Source organism: Bacillus cereus group sp. BfR-BA-01347, from assembly GCF_022663835.1.
Lineage (GTDB): Bacteria > Bacillota > Bacilli > Bacillales > Bacillaceae_G > Bacillus_A > Bacillus_A thuringiensis_K.
Map to the genome: position 1 here is coordinate 158,152 of NZ_JAKUGG010000014.1, position 15,119 is coordinate 173,270.

The window sequence follows — 15,119 nt, forward strand, 5'->3', positions numbered from 1 at the left end:
TGCATTAAAAGTATCTGTTAAGGTGTCCAGAGAAGATTAGGAAACCGAAACATACAACGTGGAACGTAATTACAATCGCAAGGATGCGTGTAAATTTATTGTTTGGCCAAAACTTATGCTTTTTGTTTTTTCGTTCGAAAATATCGAATAAAATAAACAGTGCGGCATGGTATAGACCATAAATAATATACTGCGCAACAGCGCTTCCTTGGATATGCCAAATTCCCATAATGAAGAAGTTTAAAAATGCACCGATATACGAAATTGTGTAACGGTTCTTAATTAACTTTTTCTTCGTTGCAAAAAAGACGAAACGCATGTAAATAAAATCACGGAACCAGAATGATAAACTCATGTGCCAGCGGTTCCAGAAGTCTTTAATATTACGACTAAGGAATGGCTTATTGAAGTTTTCTGGCGTTTTAATTCCCATCATATAACTTACACCAATTACAAAAGAGCTATAACCAGCAAAATCAAAGAATAGATATAAGCTATAGCTATACATGTAAATCATATTTGAAAATATTGTATCGTGTTGAGCGAATGCTGGGTCCATACAATATTGCTTTATTAAGTAAGCAATAATAAATTTATACAAGAAACCTTGGAAAATACGATTTAGTCCTGTATATAGTAAATTTTGATATTCTTCAGCGCTAGGTGGCTTTTGAATATCTTTTTGGAATCTTCGGTAACGATCGATAGGTCCTGTTGAAATCGCAGGGAAGAATAAAACGAATTCCCAGAAGTTAAAGAAAGAAAGCTCTTTAATTAAACCATCACGAACTTCAAATACCATCTGAACTGCTCTGAATGTTACGTAAGATATACCTAGAAAAACAACAAGTTTTAACTCAGGTAAAAACGATGCAAACGGTGCGATTTTTGCCAAAATAAGAGGCAAAATCGATAAAATAACAGCTATGCAAAATGTGAATGTACTATTATTTTGTTTTCTTAAAAGTAAATAGCCTTTAATTAGGGCATATTGCCAAATAATAAATGCGGCTAACATAATCGCTTGCTTCGGTTTATCTGAGAAGATAATAGCAATCATGACTAATGTTAATACTGCATTATATTTACGCAACATTTTACCTTTTAATCCAGCTATGATAGTAGGTATTAATAAAATGCCCACTATAGCGAAAAAATAAAATGATCCATATGCGGTCATGCTGTAACCTCACTCAATAATTTTTTGCGATCTACCTTTCCATTTGGTGTCATTGGAATAGAAGATTGATACATGAATTTACGTGGAATCATGTAGTTTGGTAATCGCTCATTGAGTTCTTTTTTGATTGCAGATGTTAATTTGAATTCTTTTTCAAATGAATGTTCTCCAGGAACAACAACCGCTAATAAATAATCGTATTTTTCACCTTTTTTAATTGGAACGATAACTGCACCTTCTACGTAAGAACACGCACGAAGGTGATGCTCAATTTCTTCTAATTCCATTCGATAACCATGCAGCTTAATTTGGAAATCAAGACGACCATTATAGAATAGAAGACCATTTTCAACATAGCCAGCATCGCCTGTTTTATAGGCGCGCTCACCGTCAATCATAGTAAATGCTTTTTCTGTTAATTCAGGGCTTCCTAAATATCCAACGCTTACGCTTGGACCGACAATTACGATTTCACCTTTTTCACCATCAGGTGCAATCGTTCCATCTTCTTTCATAATAAGAAGGCGGCAGTCTGATTTACAGTAGCCAACTGGAAGTGATTTGTATTGATCAAGCACTTCTTCTGTAACGTGAATACCTGTTACAGCGACAGTAGCTTCTGTTGGACCGTAAGTATTCATAATTGTTGCTTTTGGGAAACGCTCAATTAATTTTCTAGCCACTTCATTTGGTAACACTTCACCGCAGAATAAGAATGTTTTCATGTTCGGTAGCATACTCTCAGAGAAAGATGCTTCCATTAAACACATTTCAGCGAAAGAAGGTGTGGAAGTCCATACTTGAATATCCGATTGCTCTAAAGAAGCAAACAAGTCTTTTGGACGCGCAATCATATCTTTATCGATTGCCCAAAGTGTACCACCTGTTACTAATGATGGGTAAATATCCATTACAGATAAATCGAATGAGAAAGGTGCTTGATTTAAGAATACCTGCCCTGTTTGTAAGTTGAAATCTTCTACAGCCCATTTTGTAAAGCTAACAAGGCAGTTATAAGTAATCTGAACCCCTTTCGGATTACCTGTGCTTCCTGATGTGTAAATAATGTAGAAGTTCTCATCACCTTTTACCGCATGTTCAGGATTTGGAGTGTTCCCTTTATGAGTAAAGAAAATATCTTTTAAGTTGTCTTCACTTACGATGCGAACTGGTAAATCAGTTACAGTTACTGCTGTTGCCGATAAAAGTAATTTCGCACCAGAATTTTCAGCAATACGTTGTACACGATCAGCTGGGATAGATAAATCTACAGGAATGTAAGCATGTCCAGCTTTTACACATCCTAAAAAGTTAATAATCATTTCAGGTTGCATATGGCCATACACCATAATTGGTGAACGATCGTCTGGATACTCAGAAGAAATCCAATGTGCTAACGCATCAGAATCTTCCTTTAATTGTTTGTACGTAATTTTCGCATCTCGCCAAACAAAAGCGGTTTGATCAGGCGTTTCTGCAGCCCACTTTTCAATTTGTTCTAATAACTTCATAACGTTCCCACCCTAGAATTCATTGTAAATAAATGTACTTGTGTTTGTATCATGGAATCCATACAACCAAAGTAATGCAAATAAAATTGCAAGATAATAAACCGTCTTTGCAACCCATTGTGTGAGTGGTCGAGACCATATCTCTTTTAATCTTTCCATGTCTTTCCCTCTCTTAATGAAATAATAGCTCTTTGTAGGTATCATGTCCTACATTATTGTGAAAAAAACAAAATCCCACATTTTAGGTAAAAATAAGTCAAAAGGCTCTTTTTTGATATTAGCACTAAATACTAAAAAAGAAAATCCCTAACTTAGCAATTATATTACATTCAGCATGAATTTGTAATGGGTTTGACATGTAAATAGAAAGGAGATTGTGTGAATACATAAAAGTGGACTATAAGAATACGTAAAAATACAGTATTTGTTTTTATTAATCATTCAAGATGGAGTAAACTTTTAAATTTCTAGTTATTTTGAAAAGGAGGAAATTATCATGAATAGAGTGTGGAAGAATCTAATTTCGGAAGAAAATATCGTGAAATGGAGAAGGCACTTCCATAAGTATCCGGAATTATCATTTCATGAAAAAGAAACTTCGCAATTTATATATGATACATTATGCTCATTTTCTTCTTTTGAAGTAACGAGACCGACGAAGTATAGTGTACTAGCAATTAAAAGAGGTGTGAAGCAAGGGAAAGTAATTGCGATTCGAGCTGATATAGATGCTTTGCCAATTCAAGAGGAGACAAGTAAATCTTATACATCTGTGAATAAAGGAATGATGCATGCATGTGGGCACGATGCTCACGCAGCTATTTTATTAAGCACAGCAGAGGTGCTATCAAATATAAAGGAAGATTTTGCAGGTGAGATTCGTCTATTCTTTCAGCACGCAGAAGAGGTGTATCCCGGTGGGGGACAAGAAATGGTTGAGGCAGGTGTAATGGACGGTGTTGATTATGTAATAGGTTTACATGTTATGTCTGGATTAGAAAGCGGAAAGATAGGAATTGCGTATGGGCCGATGATGGCGGCACCAGACGTATTTACAGTTGAAATTCAAGGCAAAGGAGGACATGCGGCGCGGCCAGAAGAAACGATAGACCCTATTGCTATCGGAGCACAGATTATTACAAATTTACAACATATCGTATCAAGAAATACGAGTGCTTTTATGCAAAGGGTTATTTCAGTTACACAATTTCATGGGGGAACGGCTGACAATATTATTCCTAGTACAGCAACTTTAATGGGAACCGTTCGTTCATTTAATCAAGCATTGAGGGGGGAAGCAGAAGGGAAAATCGAGAAAATTGTGAAAGGAATTACAGAAGCACATGGAGGATCGTATACATATACGTATCGATATGGATATGATCCGGTTATTAATGATGAATATATTACGAAAATAGTAGAAGAAAGTGCACTACATTTGTTTGGGAATGAGCGTGTTGTGAAGCTTGAACCTTCTATGGGTGGGGAAGATTTTTCAGCATATTTAAGAAAAGCACCCGGTTGTTTCATTAAATTAGGAACAGGTAATGAAAATATATATACTTGTTATCCACATCATCATCCGAAATTTGACGTGGATGAATCAGCATTAATTTGTGGAGTGGAGCTATTTTTAGAGACGACTATAAGATTACTAAAATCATAGAAAAACAAAAAAAGGCAACTGCACTCTATTGCAGTTGCTTTTATTTCTTTCCGTCAGAGAGGGCTGAGAAAGAACTATGCTCATTCATAGTATATGAATAGCTAACGGACAAGCTTGTACATTTTAATCATTTTTTTAAAAATAGTTGTTGACATTGATAATCAATGTCAATTAATCTAAATGTAGTTGAAATTGATAATTATTATCAATGGGATGGATGCGACATGTTAATGAGAAAAAATTTTCACCTTCTGCGGAGGGGATTAAAAGATAAAAATAAAGATGTTGATCAGCATATGGAATGGCAAAGAAATGTAATTCGGTCTGAATATGTAGATGAGAAGAAGAGCATTCAAACAGAAAAAGAGATACAAAGTAAAGGGAGAGGTTCAGTTGAGTGAGTTAGTAATGATTTTTGCAAGTATGAGTGGAAATACAGAGGAAATGGCTGACCATATTGCCGGCGTAATTCGTGAAACAGAAAATGAAATTGAAGTTATTGATATTATGGATTCACCAGAAGCTTCTATATTAGAACAGTATGATGGAATTATTTTAGGTGCATACACTTGGGGAGATGGTGATCTTCCTGATGATTTCTTAGATTTTTATGATGCAATGGATTCTATTGATTTAACTGGGAAAAAAGCAGCAGTATTCGGATCGTGTGATTCGGCTTATCCGAAATACGGAGTGGCAGTTGACATTTTAATAGAAAAGCTACAAGAGCGCGGGGCAGCAGTTGTGTTAGAAGGACTAAAAGTAGAATTAACGCCAGAAGATGAAGATGTAGAAAAATGTTTACAGTTTGGAGCTGAATTTGTAAAACACCTTTCTTAATGGCAGAAGGGAGATGAAGAGCAAGTGCATGAGAAAATCTCAATCAAAACGATGACAGATTATCATTTGTATGATTTTATGCGTTGTCCGCATAAATTTTATTTTCGTCATATAAAAAGAAGAGAACCTTCTTCATTTGAATGGCAACAAATAGCACAAATGATTGTCAATCAAATTATTAACGAGTATTACACGCTACCTGCGGGTCAACAAACGAAAATTGTACTTTTAATATTAATAGAAAAGTATTGGAAAAAAGTAAGGATTAATATGTTTGCTTCGAAGACGGAGTACTATATTGTATTAGCGAAGCTAACGGATCACTTATTACAGTTTGTTGAAAAGGATGATAGTCAGACACCACCATTGTTTTTATACGAGAAGTTTCAAACATATATGGAAGAGTTAGGTGTCCACATGTCATTGACATTTGAAGTTGGTGAGTGGAGTGCTGAGTCGTTTGTAATTAAAAAGTATGTTGTCGATGCAGATGAGGAAATGCTTGCTCTTTGTCAGAAGCTAATGACAGTATTCAGTTATAAAGCTTTCGGCGTTCTTCCAGGAAAAATTGAAGTTATTAATTTAATAGAAGGAACTAAGTATGAGTACATTCCGAAACAGGAAGATATTATATCTGGAATGGCTGATTTATCTAGAATGAAAGAAATGTTGCAACAACCGGAGCATTATACAGAGCGTCATTTTCGTTCTGAGTGTATAAGTTGTGCGTTTCGTAGTGAATGTCAAGGCGAAGAAGTAAAGAAAGAAGCGAAACAGAAGAAAAATATAGTTCATTAAAGGATGCAACTTTGCATCCTTTTTTGTTATTGACATGAAAAGCTTTTCATCATTTACGGTATATTTGTAGCAGACTTTAATAAAGTGAAACTTTAATCAGTGGGGGGGGTGTCCATCACCCACTGATTATCAGTCCTCACTAATCGGGCTACCCACAAATAGCGGGATAAAGGGAGGAATAATCAATGAAAGATGAAACAAAAGTATTTCAATGGTTAAAAGAACAAAATGCTCCTTTTGAAATTCAACTGCAAATTTTACAGGCATTTCAATTGTATAAAGTTATTGTTGAAATGGATAAAAAGTTAATGATGTATGAGGAGAGAGTATATAGGGAGAGAATGTAATCTCATCCCTGTAATATCGTTTTTAGCTGTTCTGTACCTGTAATGAATTCGAGTTCATTCTCTGACTCAAAGTTATAAATAATATTATGTAGTAAAGGACTGTATTGATAAAAGATAGTAATGCGATGAATGAGTAATGGGTCATGATGAGAAATAAGTGTACTGTACTGTTCATATACAGATGTAGTAAACTCATGTCCGAAATCATAATATAGTCCTGCGAAATCAAAAGCAGGATCGCCAATTTGCGCATCACCAAAATCGATAACACCTGAAATGCTTTTGTTCTGCTTGTTAAATAAAATGTGATGATGTGTAAAATCAGCGTGAATGATTGTGTTTTGAAAAGTGGACGTATCTAAACATGCAAAGAAATTTTCAAATAAGCGATTTAAGGCTAGTTTCTGTAATGAAGTAAGGTTAGTAGTGAGATATTGGTTTAATTTTGTTTGTAGCTCTTTCCAGTAGGTACATGTTTTTTCAATAGAGAAACATAGCGTTGTAACTTGGTGTGAAGGAATACTATGTAGTACCGCAAGGAAAGTAGCTAATTGTGTAATAATTGCTTGAAGCTCCGTATCCTCCAGTTTGGCAACGGTTTCTGTTTTTAATGGTTCACCATGAATGAGAGTATAGTAACTACAAAGAGGAACCTCATCAGATTCATTTTTATAAATTAGCTGATATTGTGGAACTTCGATTTCTTGTAGTGATTGAGTGAGAATTGTGCATAGTTCTTTTTCTAGTGGAATTCGCATTGCATATTCCTGTTTTCGCGGGAAACGAAACAGTAGCTCATCATTTACTATAACTGCTACATTATCCCATCCTTCTTCATTTTGTTTATATGAATGTATAGAAAGATTAGGCAAAGCTTCTTTTATATAATGTTTGTAAGAGTCCATAATTGTTCCTCGTTTCTGAGTTAAGTTATTCTACTTTATGATATCAGAATTTTCTTTCTATATGTTAAAATATAGCTATCATTATGAAGAAGGGCGGGAGTATTACGAAAAAAAGACTGTTAATCATTTCTCTATGTATCGCTTTTGTATTGTTTTGGTCATATAAAGAGGAGGTTTTTGCTACCTTTAAACCGATTGATCAGTACGAATTAAATAAGGAGTTAAAGAACAAAAGTATAGAAAATTTAACTCATAATGAAATGCAAAAGGTAGGAGAGTATTTTGTGACCGAGCAACTATCAGTATTTGAGTTTACTAATAAAGAAGATGTAAAACGAAAAGGTGAAGAAATATTTTTAAATAGAGGGTATGAACAATTAATGGGAAATTATGATCCAAATCGTTTTCAAGATTTAGAGTATAAATTTACAAACGAGGAGATACGTGAAGAGACAGATGAGAGTTTTCTCTATCAAGCTGTAGCGTATGTTGTGGGTACTGAAAATGGTAAGAGAAGCGAAATGAAATTGAATTATGAAGTGAAAATTGTAAAGGTTAATAATATATTTATGGTGCTAGAACAAAAGCAGCGCATACAATAAAGGAAATTCATTGCTGAATAGAACATTTGGAGATGTACTACTTAATGCGGAATAAAAAAGCCCTCAAGGAATCAAGGGCCTTTAAAGATTTTCATTTTGTTGACCAAGTTCTTTTTGAGCAATATATAAATTTCCTTGCTCGACTTGTTTAAGGGTATGAACAGAATCTCCTGCATATTCTTTTTGTGCTTTAACAGTTCTTTTTGAACGATTGGAATCTTGTTTCTTCATATAATAAGCCACCTTTCATCAAAAATAAACGAAAATGATAAGTATGAGTAATACAGCAGCGAAAATGGTAATGCCCATTAAAAACGAAGTGTTTTTATATTTAGGTGGCTTATGTACATCTTGCCGATACCCAGGTGAAATTTCAGGGGCAAATTCTTCATCGAATGATTGCTTTTTTTCTTTTTCGTCCATATGTATCCACCTTTCTTTTTCATTATCGTATACGTTACAAGAAAAAATATGCATAAAGAAAACAGCCGCTTTATTATTAGCGGCTGTTTTGTGTTATATATTTTCGTTGTACTTGAAAAAGACGGATAAGTAGGAAGGCAGCGCCAAATGCTAGACCGATAATAAGACCGATCCAATAGCCTTTCGCGGCCCATTCTGTATACGTTGCTAATATGTAACCTAGTGGTAGACCAATTATCCAATAAGCAATTAAAGTCATAATTAGAGCAACATTTACATCTTTATAACCACGCAAAGCTCCTTGTACAGGGGTTGCAATTGCATCTGAAATTTGAAATAAAATTGCAAAGATAAGAAATTCTTTTGCTAAATGATGAACTTTTGCATCTGTCGTATAAATAGAAGCAATTTGATCATCAAAAAAGTAGAGAAGAATCGAATATAATAAAGCAAAGGCAAGGGCTAATCCAATTCCAATCAGTCCGTATTGTTTTGCATTATTGTAACGTTTTGCTCCAACTTCGAATCCAACCGCAATAGTCATTGCCATTGCTAAACTTAGCGGAGTCATATATAACAAGGAAGCAAAGTTCATAGCTGCTTGGTGAGCTGCAATAGTTGTCGTACTAAAATTACTCATCATGAGCGTTACCGCAGCGAAAATACTTGTTTCAAAAAAGATAGCAAATCCGATAGGGACGCCAAGTTTTAAGAATGCTGTCCAACTCGAAAGAGAAGGTCGGTATAATTGTTTGAAAATGTTGAAAGAGGCAAAAGGCTCTTTCGTCTGAATAATAATGACTGTAATAATTAAAATGCACCAATATGTTGCAGTGGAAGCAATTGCTGCTCCGACACCACCAAGCTTTGGGAAACCGAAGTTACCAAAAATTAATAGGTAATTCAATATTACGTTAATTGGTAATGATAGTAATGTAATAATCATCGTTGTTCGAGTATTTCCTAATGCATCAATAAATCCACGTAAAACAGTGTAAGTGAATAAAGGTATAATTCCTATTGCGATAATACTTAAAAATTGCGCTGCAATACGTTCCACAGGTTCTTCTAAGCGCATGCCATTTAAAATAGGTGAAACGACGAAGAAACCGATGAGGATAACAACGAAGCTAGCACAAATTGCTAAATAAACTGCTTGTATGACAACGTGGGGAACGTCCTCTTTTTTCTTGGATCCAACGAGCTGTGCAACAATGGGAGTAGTAGCCATTAAAATTCCTGTTAACCCCGTACTAACTGGAATCCATATACTTGTTCCAATTGCAACACCTGCTAAATCAGTTGGACTTGCATGTCCTGACATTGTTGTATCAAAAAAACTCATCGCAAATAATGACATTTGCGTTACGAAAATCGGAAAAAATAGTAATACAAATTGCTTTAACTTTTGTGAGAATGAAGTAGTTTCTTTCATAAAATCCCCTTTCCGTATAAAAAAACAAACTCTTACTATCATACAATTTAATCAAAGATTAGAAAAGAAATACGCGCCTACAACATATGAAGCCAATAAAAAAAGGATGCACTTTGAAAAGGGATAAGGTATTATGATAAGGTGTGAAAAAATTACATATTATTTGTTATTAAGGAGGCACTACTTGTGGCTGATTGGTTAATTGGTTTAATCATGGGTGCTGTTGAAGGGTTAACAGAGTTTCTACCAGTATCATCAACAGGACATATGATTTTAACAGGACATTTAATTGGATTTAACGATGAGAGAGCGAAAGTTTTTGAAGTTGTTATCCAATTGGGATCGATTTTAGCAGTTGTTGTTATATTTTGGAAGCGTCTATGGTCGTTAGTTGGAATAGGTAAAGTAACAGACGGACCATCGTTAAATTTATTACATATTATTATCGGGATGATTCCTGCCGGGGTACTTGGCGTATTATTCCATAGCACTATTAAAGAGGTTTTATTTGGTCCAGGACCAGTTGTTATTAGCTTAGTAGCCGGTGGTATTTTAATGATTGTTGCTGAGAAGTTTTCGAAACCAAGTACAGCAAGAACGTTAGATGAAATCACATATAAACAGGCATTTACAATTGGAATGTTCCAATGTTTAGCTCTTTGGCCAGGATTTTCTCGTTCTGGTTCTACAATAAGTGGTGGTTTATTAGCTCGCGTGTCGCATACAGCGGCAGCTGAATATACGTTCATTTTAGCGGTACCGATGATGGTAGCTGCAAGTGGCTTAGATTTAATTAAAAGCTGGGATGTATTAAGCTCAGCAGATATAACGCTATTTGTAACAGGATTTGTAACTGCATTCGTTGTTGCGATGCTTGCAATTGTTTCATTCTTGAAATTATTATCTCGTGTAAAACTAACACCGTTCGCTTATTATCGTTTCATTTTAGCTGCGGTATTCTATTTCTTCATTATGTAAGAATAAATTATCGGTAATCCCCTATAGAATAGACACTTGAAAAAAGTCTATTCTATAGGGGATTTCTTTTATAGGAGGAGAAAATAAAATTTTCGCTCTCATTTACTTGTATTTCACTATGTAAAATATGACATAATGATTTTATTAGTTAAACCAATCGGGCTTTTACGGGCAGCCCGCCCCCCACCTAACTTCTTTGCTTACGCTGAATTTTGAGGTGGGGGTCTTACTGCCCGGCAAATAGCGGGATAAATAAAATTTATAGGGTATTTGAGAGGAGCAGTTTAGTGAGTTTTGCAATAGAAATAGTAATTCCAGCACCAATTGATGTCGTTTTTGATTATGTAAATAATGATGAGAAGATATTGGAATGGAGTACCTTTATGGTAGAAAACAGGTATCCTCCAAATGTAGATATAAACAATCCTCGTGAAGGGGATAAATATATATCTGTGCAAAAGATGGGTAAGAAAATATATGAGTTTGAGGCAGAAATTTTAGAGTGTGAAGCACCTTATATCGTATCAATTGGATGTGAAATGAAGCAAGGCTATACAGTCGCAACTTATATGTTAGAAGAGGATGAAGAAGGCACATCACTTACTTTAATTATAGAATTTGAACCGAATAATTTTTTATATAAGATTATGTATAAGTTGACTGGGTGGATGACTCGTGGAGTCTATATGGGGGAGATAGAGCGTCTAGCAGAGTGCGTAGATGCCGCATATTCTCAGAAAAAAGGATTATAATTTTGTAAAATAAAAAACCTGCCGAGCTCGGCAGGTTTTTATTTTACTACTTTTTCCATCATGTTTTCCATTACATGTTCCCAAAGAGAAGTATCATCAGCTAATGTAGCACGGAAATTAGCATACATTTCTTTTTGTTTTTCTTCGAATGTTGGATCTTCTTTTTCAGGTAATGTAGCGCGCATTGAAGTTACTAATTCTTGTACTTTTGGAGCGCGTGGTCCCCAAACAGCTTGTTCATTTCCGTCTTTATCAATGAAAATAAAGATTGGAATCGCACGTGCTGTTCCATTTGTTAAATATTGATCCATTAATTCTAAGTTTTCATCGCGAATTAATAAACTCATATCAATATTTGCAACTTCAGAAATGCGTTTCATAACAGGTACGCATAAAAGAGCATCGCCACACCAATCAGCAGTTAATACGATAACACGCCAGCCATCATTTTGACGTTCTTCTAATACAGGAAGTAATTCATTTGGAATTAAAAAGTTATTGTAAATGTGTAGTAGTTCGTATTGGTTTACTTTCATTTCATTCACATATGTATCAAAGGACATACCTTTATCAGCCCATTGTTGTAAGTTCATAATTAACACCTCTTTAGTAAGATTTGCTTTCATTGTACCAATTTTTATATAGAAAAACTTGTATTCTTACTCTTTCTTGTCACTTAATAATTTATTTAATAGAAAAAAGAATAGTACGACACATAATTCAGTTAAGTTAGACATTTGTACGCTTTCTATCCAATCATCAGCAGTATGAATGACGAACCAATCTAGTGTAATTTCAATGAATGAGAAAAGAGTGATAGAAATCAAATTTGGCATGTTTTGAGTCAATGGATATAGCAGCGCTTTGAAGAAACTGAAAATAAATAATGTAATACTATCTAAGAAAGTGATTAATAAAAAAGAGAAGTAAAGTAGTACGTGAACTATACGCTATACCTGTAATTTGAAAGATTCCTACATATACAAAAAATATAAATGCAAAAACTATAATGAGAAAAAGAGCAATAATACTAATGATAATTGTTTTATCTTTTAGGCTGAGATTTGAGAACCTCTCCTTCTCATGCATTAAAATACCCCCTTTTTCTGAAAGGTGACTTCGTTTTATCATGAAATACATATTAAAAAACTACGAATTATGGGAAAATAAGGTGACAAAAAGTAAGATTTCATGTAAAATTATTAATAAGGTTTTTATTTAACTAAATGAAATAAAAGGAGCTGTCAAAGTTGTCTCAAAATCGAGAGCAATTAATGGAAGAACTATCGACAAATGTGTTTGCTATGTTTCGCACGTTGCGTAATGATATTGGAAAAATATTCGGTGGTTACATACCGTGGAATGAATTCATCGTTCTGAGAATATTAAATCGTACGAATAAAGAAATGGTATCGCGTGTAGCAAATGAATTAAATGTGTCGAATAGTCATATTACAGCTGTTACAGAAAAATTAATTAATAAAGGTTTTGTAACTCGTTCACGTTCTACATCAGATCGCCGAGTTGTGTATTTAGAGATTACAGAACAAGGGAAAGATTTAGTTTCGAAAATGGAAGATGCGAAAAAACAATATTTACAAGAAAGATTCTCTGCACTTTCAGAAGATGAAATGAATGTAATGATTTCAATTTCCCAAAAACTTATTTAAGTGATTATAAACAAGAAAACGTTTACGTGATGAAATAGAAGATCTTCCTTATATATGGGAGATCTTCTTTCGTGTGTAATAGATGTTAATAAATAAAATGTGTATGAAAAAAGATAGAGCGCCATACTACTAATACAAGGAAGGAGGGAGAAGTATGACGAATCGTAACGGTAGTAAAGGGAGCGGTAATCAAGGGTCACCAAAGTCCGGCCAATTTAATCAGGAATTTAGCACTGAATTTGAAACTGGTAATGATAATAAAGGAAAAGAATATCGTTCTAAAAAAGGGAGTAAATCAAAAAAGGAGTGAAATAATTCACTCCTTTTTTGATTTAAGATGCTGCCGATTGATCCGTATTATATTTTTCTTCTGATTTTGCGACAATCATTGCGCAAATTGCATCGCCAGAAATGTTTACAGCTGTTCTAGACATATCTAGAATACGGTCAATACCGATAATTAAAGCGATGCCTTCTACTGGCAGATTTACTTGATTTAAAACCATTGTAAGCATTACAAGTCCAACACCAGGTACACCAGCAGTACCGATACTAGCTAGTACAGCAGTTAATACAACCATAGCTAATTGGGGTAATGTAAGTTCAACACCGTATACTTGAGCGATAAATACAGTGGCTACCCCTTGCATAATGGCAGTACCATCCATATTAATAGTTGCCCCTAGTGGTTGTACAAATGAGCTTATCGCTTTTGGAACGCCAAGTTTATCTTGTGCTGTTTTCATTGCAAATGGAAGCGATGCATTAGAGCTAGATGTACTAAATCCAATTGCCATTACTGGTCCGAAATGTTTAAAGAAACGAACAATACTTTCTTTTGCTAATACCTTTAATAAGCCGCCATATACAAAGACCCCGTGAATAATGAGTACTAACATAACGACAATCATATACTTGAACATCGCAGCGACGCCTGTAAGACCCATTTTACCAACGGATGAAGCGAGCAAACCGAATGTTCCAATTGGGGCTAATTTCATAACGATATTAACAAGATACATCATTAATTCGTTGCCCTGTTCAAGTAATGAATGGATACCTTGAACTCGTTTTCCTAAAATAGCTATACCGAGTCCAATCAATACGGCAAAGGCAATGATTTGTAACATGTTTCCGTCAGCCATCGCTTTTGCTGGGTTATCTGGTACGATATTTAGCAATGTGTCGACGAAAGATGTTTCAGTTTTTGCACCTTCATACTTAAGGCCTTCTGTTTTAAAATTACCGCCAGCTCCTGGTTTTATAATAAGTGCAAATGTAACCGCTATAGAGATGGCAACCGCAGTTGTTACGAGGAAGAATGAAATTGATTTTAAACCGATTCTTCCAAGTTGTTTCGGATCTCCAAGACCGGCAGCACCAAGTACGATAGAAATGAACACAACGGGAACAACTAGCATTTTAATAAGTCGAATAAACAATTGACCAATTGGGTTGAACACATATTGATTTAGTGGCTCAAAGATAGATGGAGCAGCTAAATTTAGAGTGAGTCCAACAACTAGACCTAGAAATAATGCGATTAAGATTGCTTTTGTTTGTTTCAATAAAATCCCCCTTTTGTTTTTGCGAAATTTCTTTCTAAAGTAATTATACCGAAAAAATACTTAATTTTACAATATTTTCTGAATTTTTTGTTTAAGTGTAGATAGACTTATTTTGTGTTTGGAAAATAAAATAGACCATCACATAGGATGGTCAAGGGAAGGGGACAATTTATGTCAATTTAATTAGGGATGGAAGTTGCTTTAAGACACTGGGGAATGTCTTATAAATTAGGGAGGAACAACTTCGATACATATACTATAAAAGATAGGTGTGACTCTCATGTGAACATAGGGTGAAAGAGAGAGGGAGTTTTAAATAAAAGATAGAAAGACAAAAAATAAGACCATCATTTATAAGATGGTCAAGGAAGGGGACAATTTATGTCAATTTAATTAGGGATGGAAGCTGTTCAAAGACACTGGGGAATGTCTTATAAATTAGGG

The 15,119-nt window shown here is 34.7% G+C and carries 19 protein-coding genes and 1 pseudogene; 10 read left to right on the forward strand and 10 right to left on the reverse strand.

Annotated elements, in window-relative coordinates; all coding sequences use genetic code 11:
* Nucleotides 1-4: 4 nt before the first annotated feature.
* From dltB to MR143_RS20440, 3 genes are read right to left on the reverse strand one after another with little or no spacing between them, the layout of a single operon-like run.
* Nucleotides 5-1,180, reverse strand: coding sequence for a D-alanyl-lipoteichoic acid biosynthesis protein DltB (gene dltB / locus MR143_RS20430; protein ID WP_000127930.1), 1,176 nt, complete (start codon nt 1,178-1,180; stop codon nt 5-7).
* Nucleotides 1,177-2,691, reverse strand: a complete 1,515-nt coding sequence (gene dltA, locus MR143_RS20435) for a D-alanine--poly(phosphoribitol) ligase subunit DltA (protein WP_000770505.1) — start codon at nt 2,689-2,691, stop codon at nt 1,177-1,179. Before dltA ends, dltB begins: the two co-directional genes overlap by 4 nt.
* Before the next feature lie 12 nt (nt 2,692-2,703).
* Nucleotides 2,704-2,850, reverse strand: a complete 147-nt coding sequence (locus MR143_RS20440) for a teichoic acid D-Ala incorporation-associated protein DltX (protein ID WP_000440293.1) — start codon at nt 2,848-2,850, stop codon at nt 2,704-2,706.
* Nucleotides 2,851-3,187: 337 nt separating this feature from the next.
* Here MR143_RS20440 and amaA point away from each other — a divergent pair, with 337 nt between their 5' ends.
* The 5 genes from amaA (at nt 3,188) to MR143_RS20465 (ending at nt 6,342) form a co-directional block, all read left to right on the forward strand.
* Nucleotides 3,188-4,357, forward strand: coding sequence for an N-acyl-aliphatic-L-amino acid amidohydrolase (amaA, locus tag MR143_RS20445; protein ID WP_001082782.1), 1,170 nt, complete (start codon nt 3,188-3,190; stop codon nt 4,355-4,357).
* A gap of 224 nt (nt 4,358-4,581) precedes the next feature.
* Nucleotides 4,582-4,758, forward strand: a complete 177-nt coding sequence (locus MR143_RS20450) for a hypothetical protein (protein WP_000929023.1) — start codon at nt 4,582-4,584, stop codon at nt 4,756-4,758.
* Nucleotides 4,751-5,197, forward strand: a complete 447-nt coding sequence (locus tag MR143_RS20455) for a flavodoxin (RefSeq protein ID WP_199717703.1) — start codon at nt 4,751-4,753, stop codon at nt 5,195-5,197. The genes MR143_RS20450 and MR143_RS20455 overlap by 8 nt, the downstream gene beginning before the upstream one ends.
* 24 nt (nt 5,198-5,221) lie before the next feature.
* The gene (locus MR143_RS20460; RefSeq protein WP_000544573.1) at nt 5,222-5,995 is read left to right on the forward strand and encodes a hypothetical protein; all 774 of its coding nucleotides are present in this window, start codon (nt 5,222-5,224) and stop codon (nt 5,993-5,995) included.
* A 185-nt stretch (nt 5,996-6,180) separates the two neighbouring features.
* Nucleotides 6,181-6,342, forward strand: coding sequence for a hypothetical protein (locus tag MR143_RS20465; RefSeq protein WP_000651086.1), 162 nt, complete (start codon nt 6,181-6,183; stop codon nt 6,340-6,342).
* 2 nt (nt 6,343-6,344) lie between these two features.
* Here the strand turns inward: MR143_RS20465 and MR143_RS20470 are convergent, their stop codons facing one another.
* Complete coding sequence (locus MR143_RS20470; protein WP_000378987.1) at nt 6,345-7,247, reverse strand: aminoglycoside phosphotransferase family protein; 903 nt, start codon at nt 7,245-7,247, stop codon at nt 6,345-6,347.
* A gap of 83 nt (nt 7,248-7,330) precedes the next feature.
* Here MR143_RS20470 and MR143_RS20475 point away from each other — a divergent pair, with 83 nt between their 5' ends.
* A complete protein-coding gene (locus tag MR143_RS20475; RefSeq protein WP_089149032.1) occupies nt 7,331-7,849 on the forward strand; it encodes a biotin transporter BioY in 519 nt (172 codons plus the stop codon).
* An 81-nt stretch (nt 7,850-7,930) separates the two neighbouring features.
* On the opposite strand, the gene MR143_RS20480 is transcribed toward MR143_RS20475, so the two are convergent.
* The 3 genes from MR143_RS20480 to MR143_RS20490 all read right to left on the reverse strand — a co-directional run bounded on the left by MR143_RS20480 (nt 7,931) and on the right by MR143_RS20490 (nt 9,707).
* Nucleotides 7,931-8,080 carry a hypothetical protein gene (locus MR143_RS20480; protein WP_000743735.1) on the reverse strand — a complete coding sequence of 50 codons (150 nt, stop codon included), beginning with the start codon at nt 8,078-8,080 and terminating at the stop codon, nt 7,931-7,933.
* Between the two features lie 18 nt (nt 8,081-8,098).
* A complete protein-coding gene (locus tag MR143_RS20485) occupies nt 8,099-8,272 on the reverse strand; it encodes a hypothetical protein (RefSeq protein ID WP_000343558.1) in 174 nt (57 codons plus the stop codon).
* Nucleotides 8,273-8,348: 76 nt separating this feature from the next.
* Nucleotides 8,349-9,707 carry an MATE family efflux transporter gene (locus MR143_RS20490; protein WP_074594821.1) on the reverse strand — a complete coding sequence of 453 codons (1,359 nt, stop codon included), beginning with the start codon at nt 9,705-9,707 and terminating at the stop codon, nt 8,349-8,351.
* A 186-nt stretch (nt 9,708-9,893) separates the two neighbouring features.
* Here MR143_RS20490 and uppP point away from each other — a divergent pair, with 186 nt between their 5' ends.
* Together uppP and MR143_RS20500 are read left to right on the forward strand one after the other, a co-directional pair.
* A complete protein-coding gene (gene uppP / locus MR143_RS20495; RefSeq protein WP_000796266.1) occupies nt 9,894-10,685 on the forward strand; it encodes a bacitracin resistance undecaprenyl-diphosphatase in 792 nt (263 codons plus the stop codon).
* Between the two features lie 287 nt (nt 10,686-10,972).
* Nucleotides 10,973-11,437, forward strand: a complete 465-nt coding sequence (locus MR143_RS20500) for an SRPBCC family protein (protein WP_000006434.1) — start codon at nt 10,973-10,975, stop codon at nt 11,435-11,437.
* A 38-nt stretch (nt 11,438-11,475) separates the two neighbouring features.
* On the opposite strand, the gene MR143_RS20505 is transcribed toward MR143_RS20500, so the two are convergent.
* A complete protein-coding gene (locus tag MR143_RS20505) occupies nt 11,476-12,063 on the reverse strand; it encodes a thioredoxin family protein (protein ID WP_003300531.1) in 588 nt (195 codons plus the stop codon).
* Nucleotides 12,064-12,096: 33 nt separating this feature from the next.
* Nucleotides 12,097-12,526 (reverse strand): annotated as a pseudogene (locus MR143_RS20510) (YrvL family regulatory protein).
* Nucleotides 12,527-12,687: 161 nt separating this feature from the next.
* Here MR143_RS20510 and MR143_RS20515 point away from each other — a divergent pair.
* On the forward strand, nt 12,688-13,107 hold the full coding sequence (locus MR143_RS20515; protein ID WP_000081444.1) for a MarR family winged helix-turn-helix transcriptional regulator: 420 nt from the start codon (nt 12,688-12,690) through the stop codon (nt 13,105-13,107).
* A gap of 154 nt (nt 13,108-13,261) precedes the next feature.
* Nucleotides 13,262-13,417, forward strand: coding sequence for a hypothetical protein (locus MR143_RS20520; RefSeq protein WP_000184928.1), 156 nt, complete (start codon nt 13,262-13,264; stop codon nt 13,415-13,417).
* Nucleotides 13,418-13,439: 22 nt separating this feature from the next.
* On the opposite strand, the gene MR143_RS20525 is transcribed toward MR143_RS20520, so the two are convergent.
* Nucleotides 13,440-14,675: a dicarboxylate/amino acid:cation symporter gene (locus MR143_RS20525; protein WP_000814805.1), complete on the reverse strand. Its 1,236-nt coding sequence runs from the start codon at nt 14,673-14,675 to the stop codon at nt 13,440-13,442.
* Nucleotides 14,676-15,119: the final 444 nt, after the last annotated feature.

What these genes read in the sequence shown, in the direction of transcription:
- dltB (WP_000127930.1), bottom strand. Translation starts at nt 1,180, where the DNA reads ATGACCGCATATGGATCATTTTATTTTTTCGCTATAGTGGGCATTTTA.
- dltA (WP_000770505.1), bottom strand. Translation starts at nt 2,691, where the DNA reads ATGAAGTTATTAGAACAAATTGAAAAGTGGGCTGCAGAAACGCCTGAT.
- MR143_RS20440 (WP_000440293.1), bottom strand. Translation starts at nt 2,850, where the DNA reads ATGGAAAGATTAAAAGAGATATGGTCTCGACCACTCACACAATGGGTT.
- amaA (WP_001082782.1), top strand. Translation starts at nt 3,188, where the DNA reads ATGAATAGAGTGTGGAAGAATCTAATTTCGGAAGAAAATATCGTGAAA.
- MR143_RS20450 (WP_000929023.1), top strand. Translation starts at nt 4,582, where the DNA reads ATGTTAATGAGAAAAAATTTTCACCTTCTGCGGAGGGGATTAAAAGAT.
- MR143_RS20465 (WP_000651086.1), top strand. Translation starts at nt 6,181, where the DNA reads ATGAAAGATGAAACAAAAGTATTTCAATGGTTAAAAGAACAAAATGCT.
- MR143_RS20470 (WP_000378987.1), bottom strand. Translation starts at nt 7,247, where the DNA reads ATGGACTCTTACAAACATTATATAAAAGAAGCTTTGCCTAATCTTTCT.
- MR143_RS20475 (WP_089149032.1), top strand. Translation starts at nt 7,331, where the DNA reads ATGAAGAAGGGCGGGAGTATTACGAAAAAAAGACTGTTAATCATTTCT.
- MR143_RS20480 (WP_000743735.1), bottom strand. Translation starts at nt 8,080, where the DNA reads ATGAAGAAACAAGATTCCAATCGTTCAAAAAGAACTGTTAAAGCACAA.
- MR143_RS20485 (WP_000343558.1), bottom strand. Translation starts at nt 8,272, where the DNA reads ATGGACGAAAAAGAAAAAAAGCAATCATTCGATGAAGAATTTGCCCCT.
- MR143_RS20490 (WP_074594821.1), bottom strand. Translation starts at nt 9,707, where the DNA reads ATGAAAGAAACTACTTCATTCTCACAAAAGTTAAAGCAATTTGTATTA.
- MR143_RS20505 (WP_003300531.1), bottom strand. Translation starts at nt 12,063, where the DNA reads ATGAAAGCAAATCTTACTAAAGAGGTGTTAATTATGAACTTACAACAA.
- MR143_RS20520 (WP_000184928.1), top strand. Translation starts at nt 13,262, where the DNA reads ATGACGAATCGTAACGGTAGTAAAGGGAGCGGTAATCAAGGGTCACCA.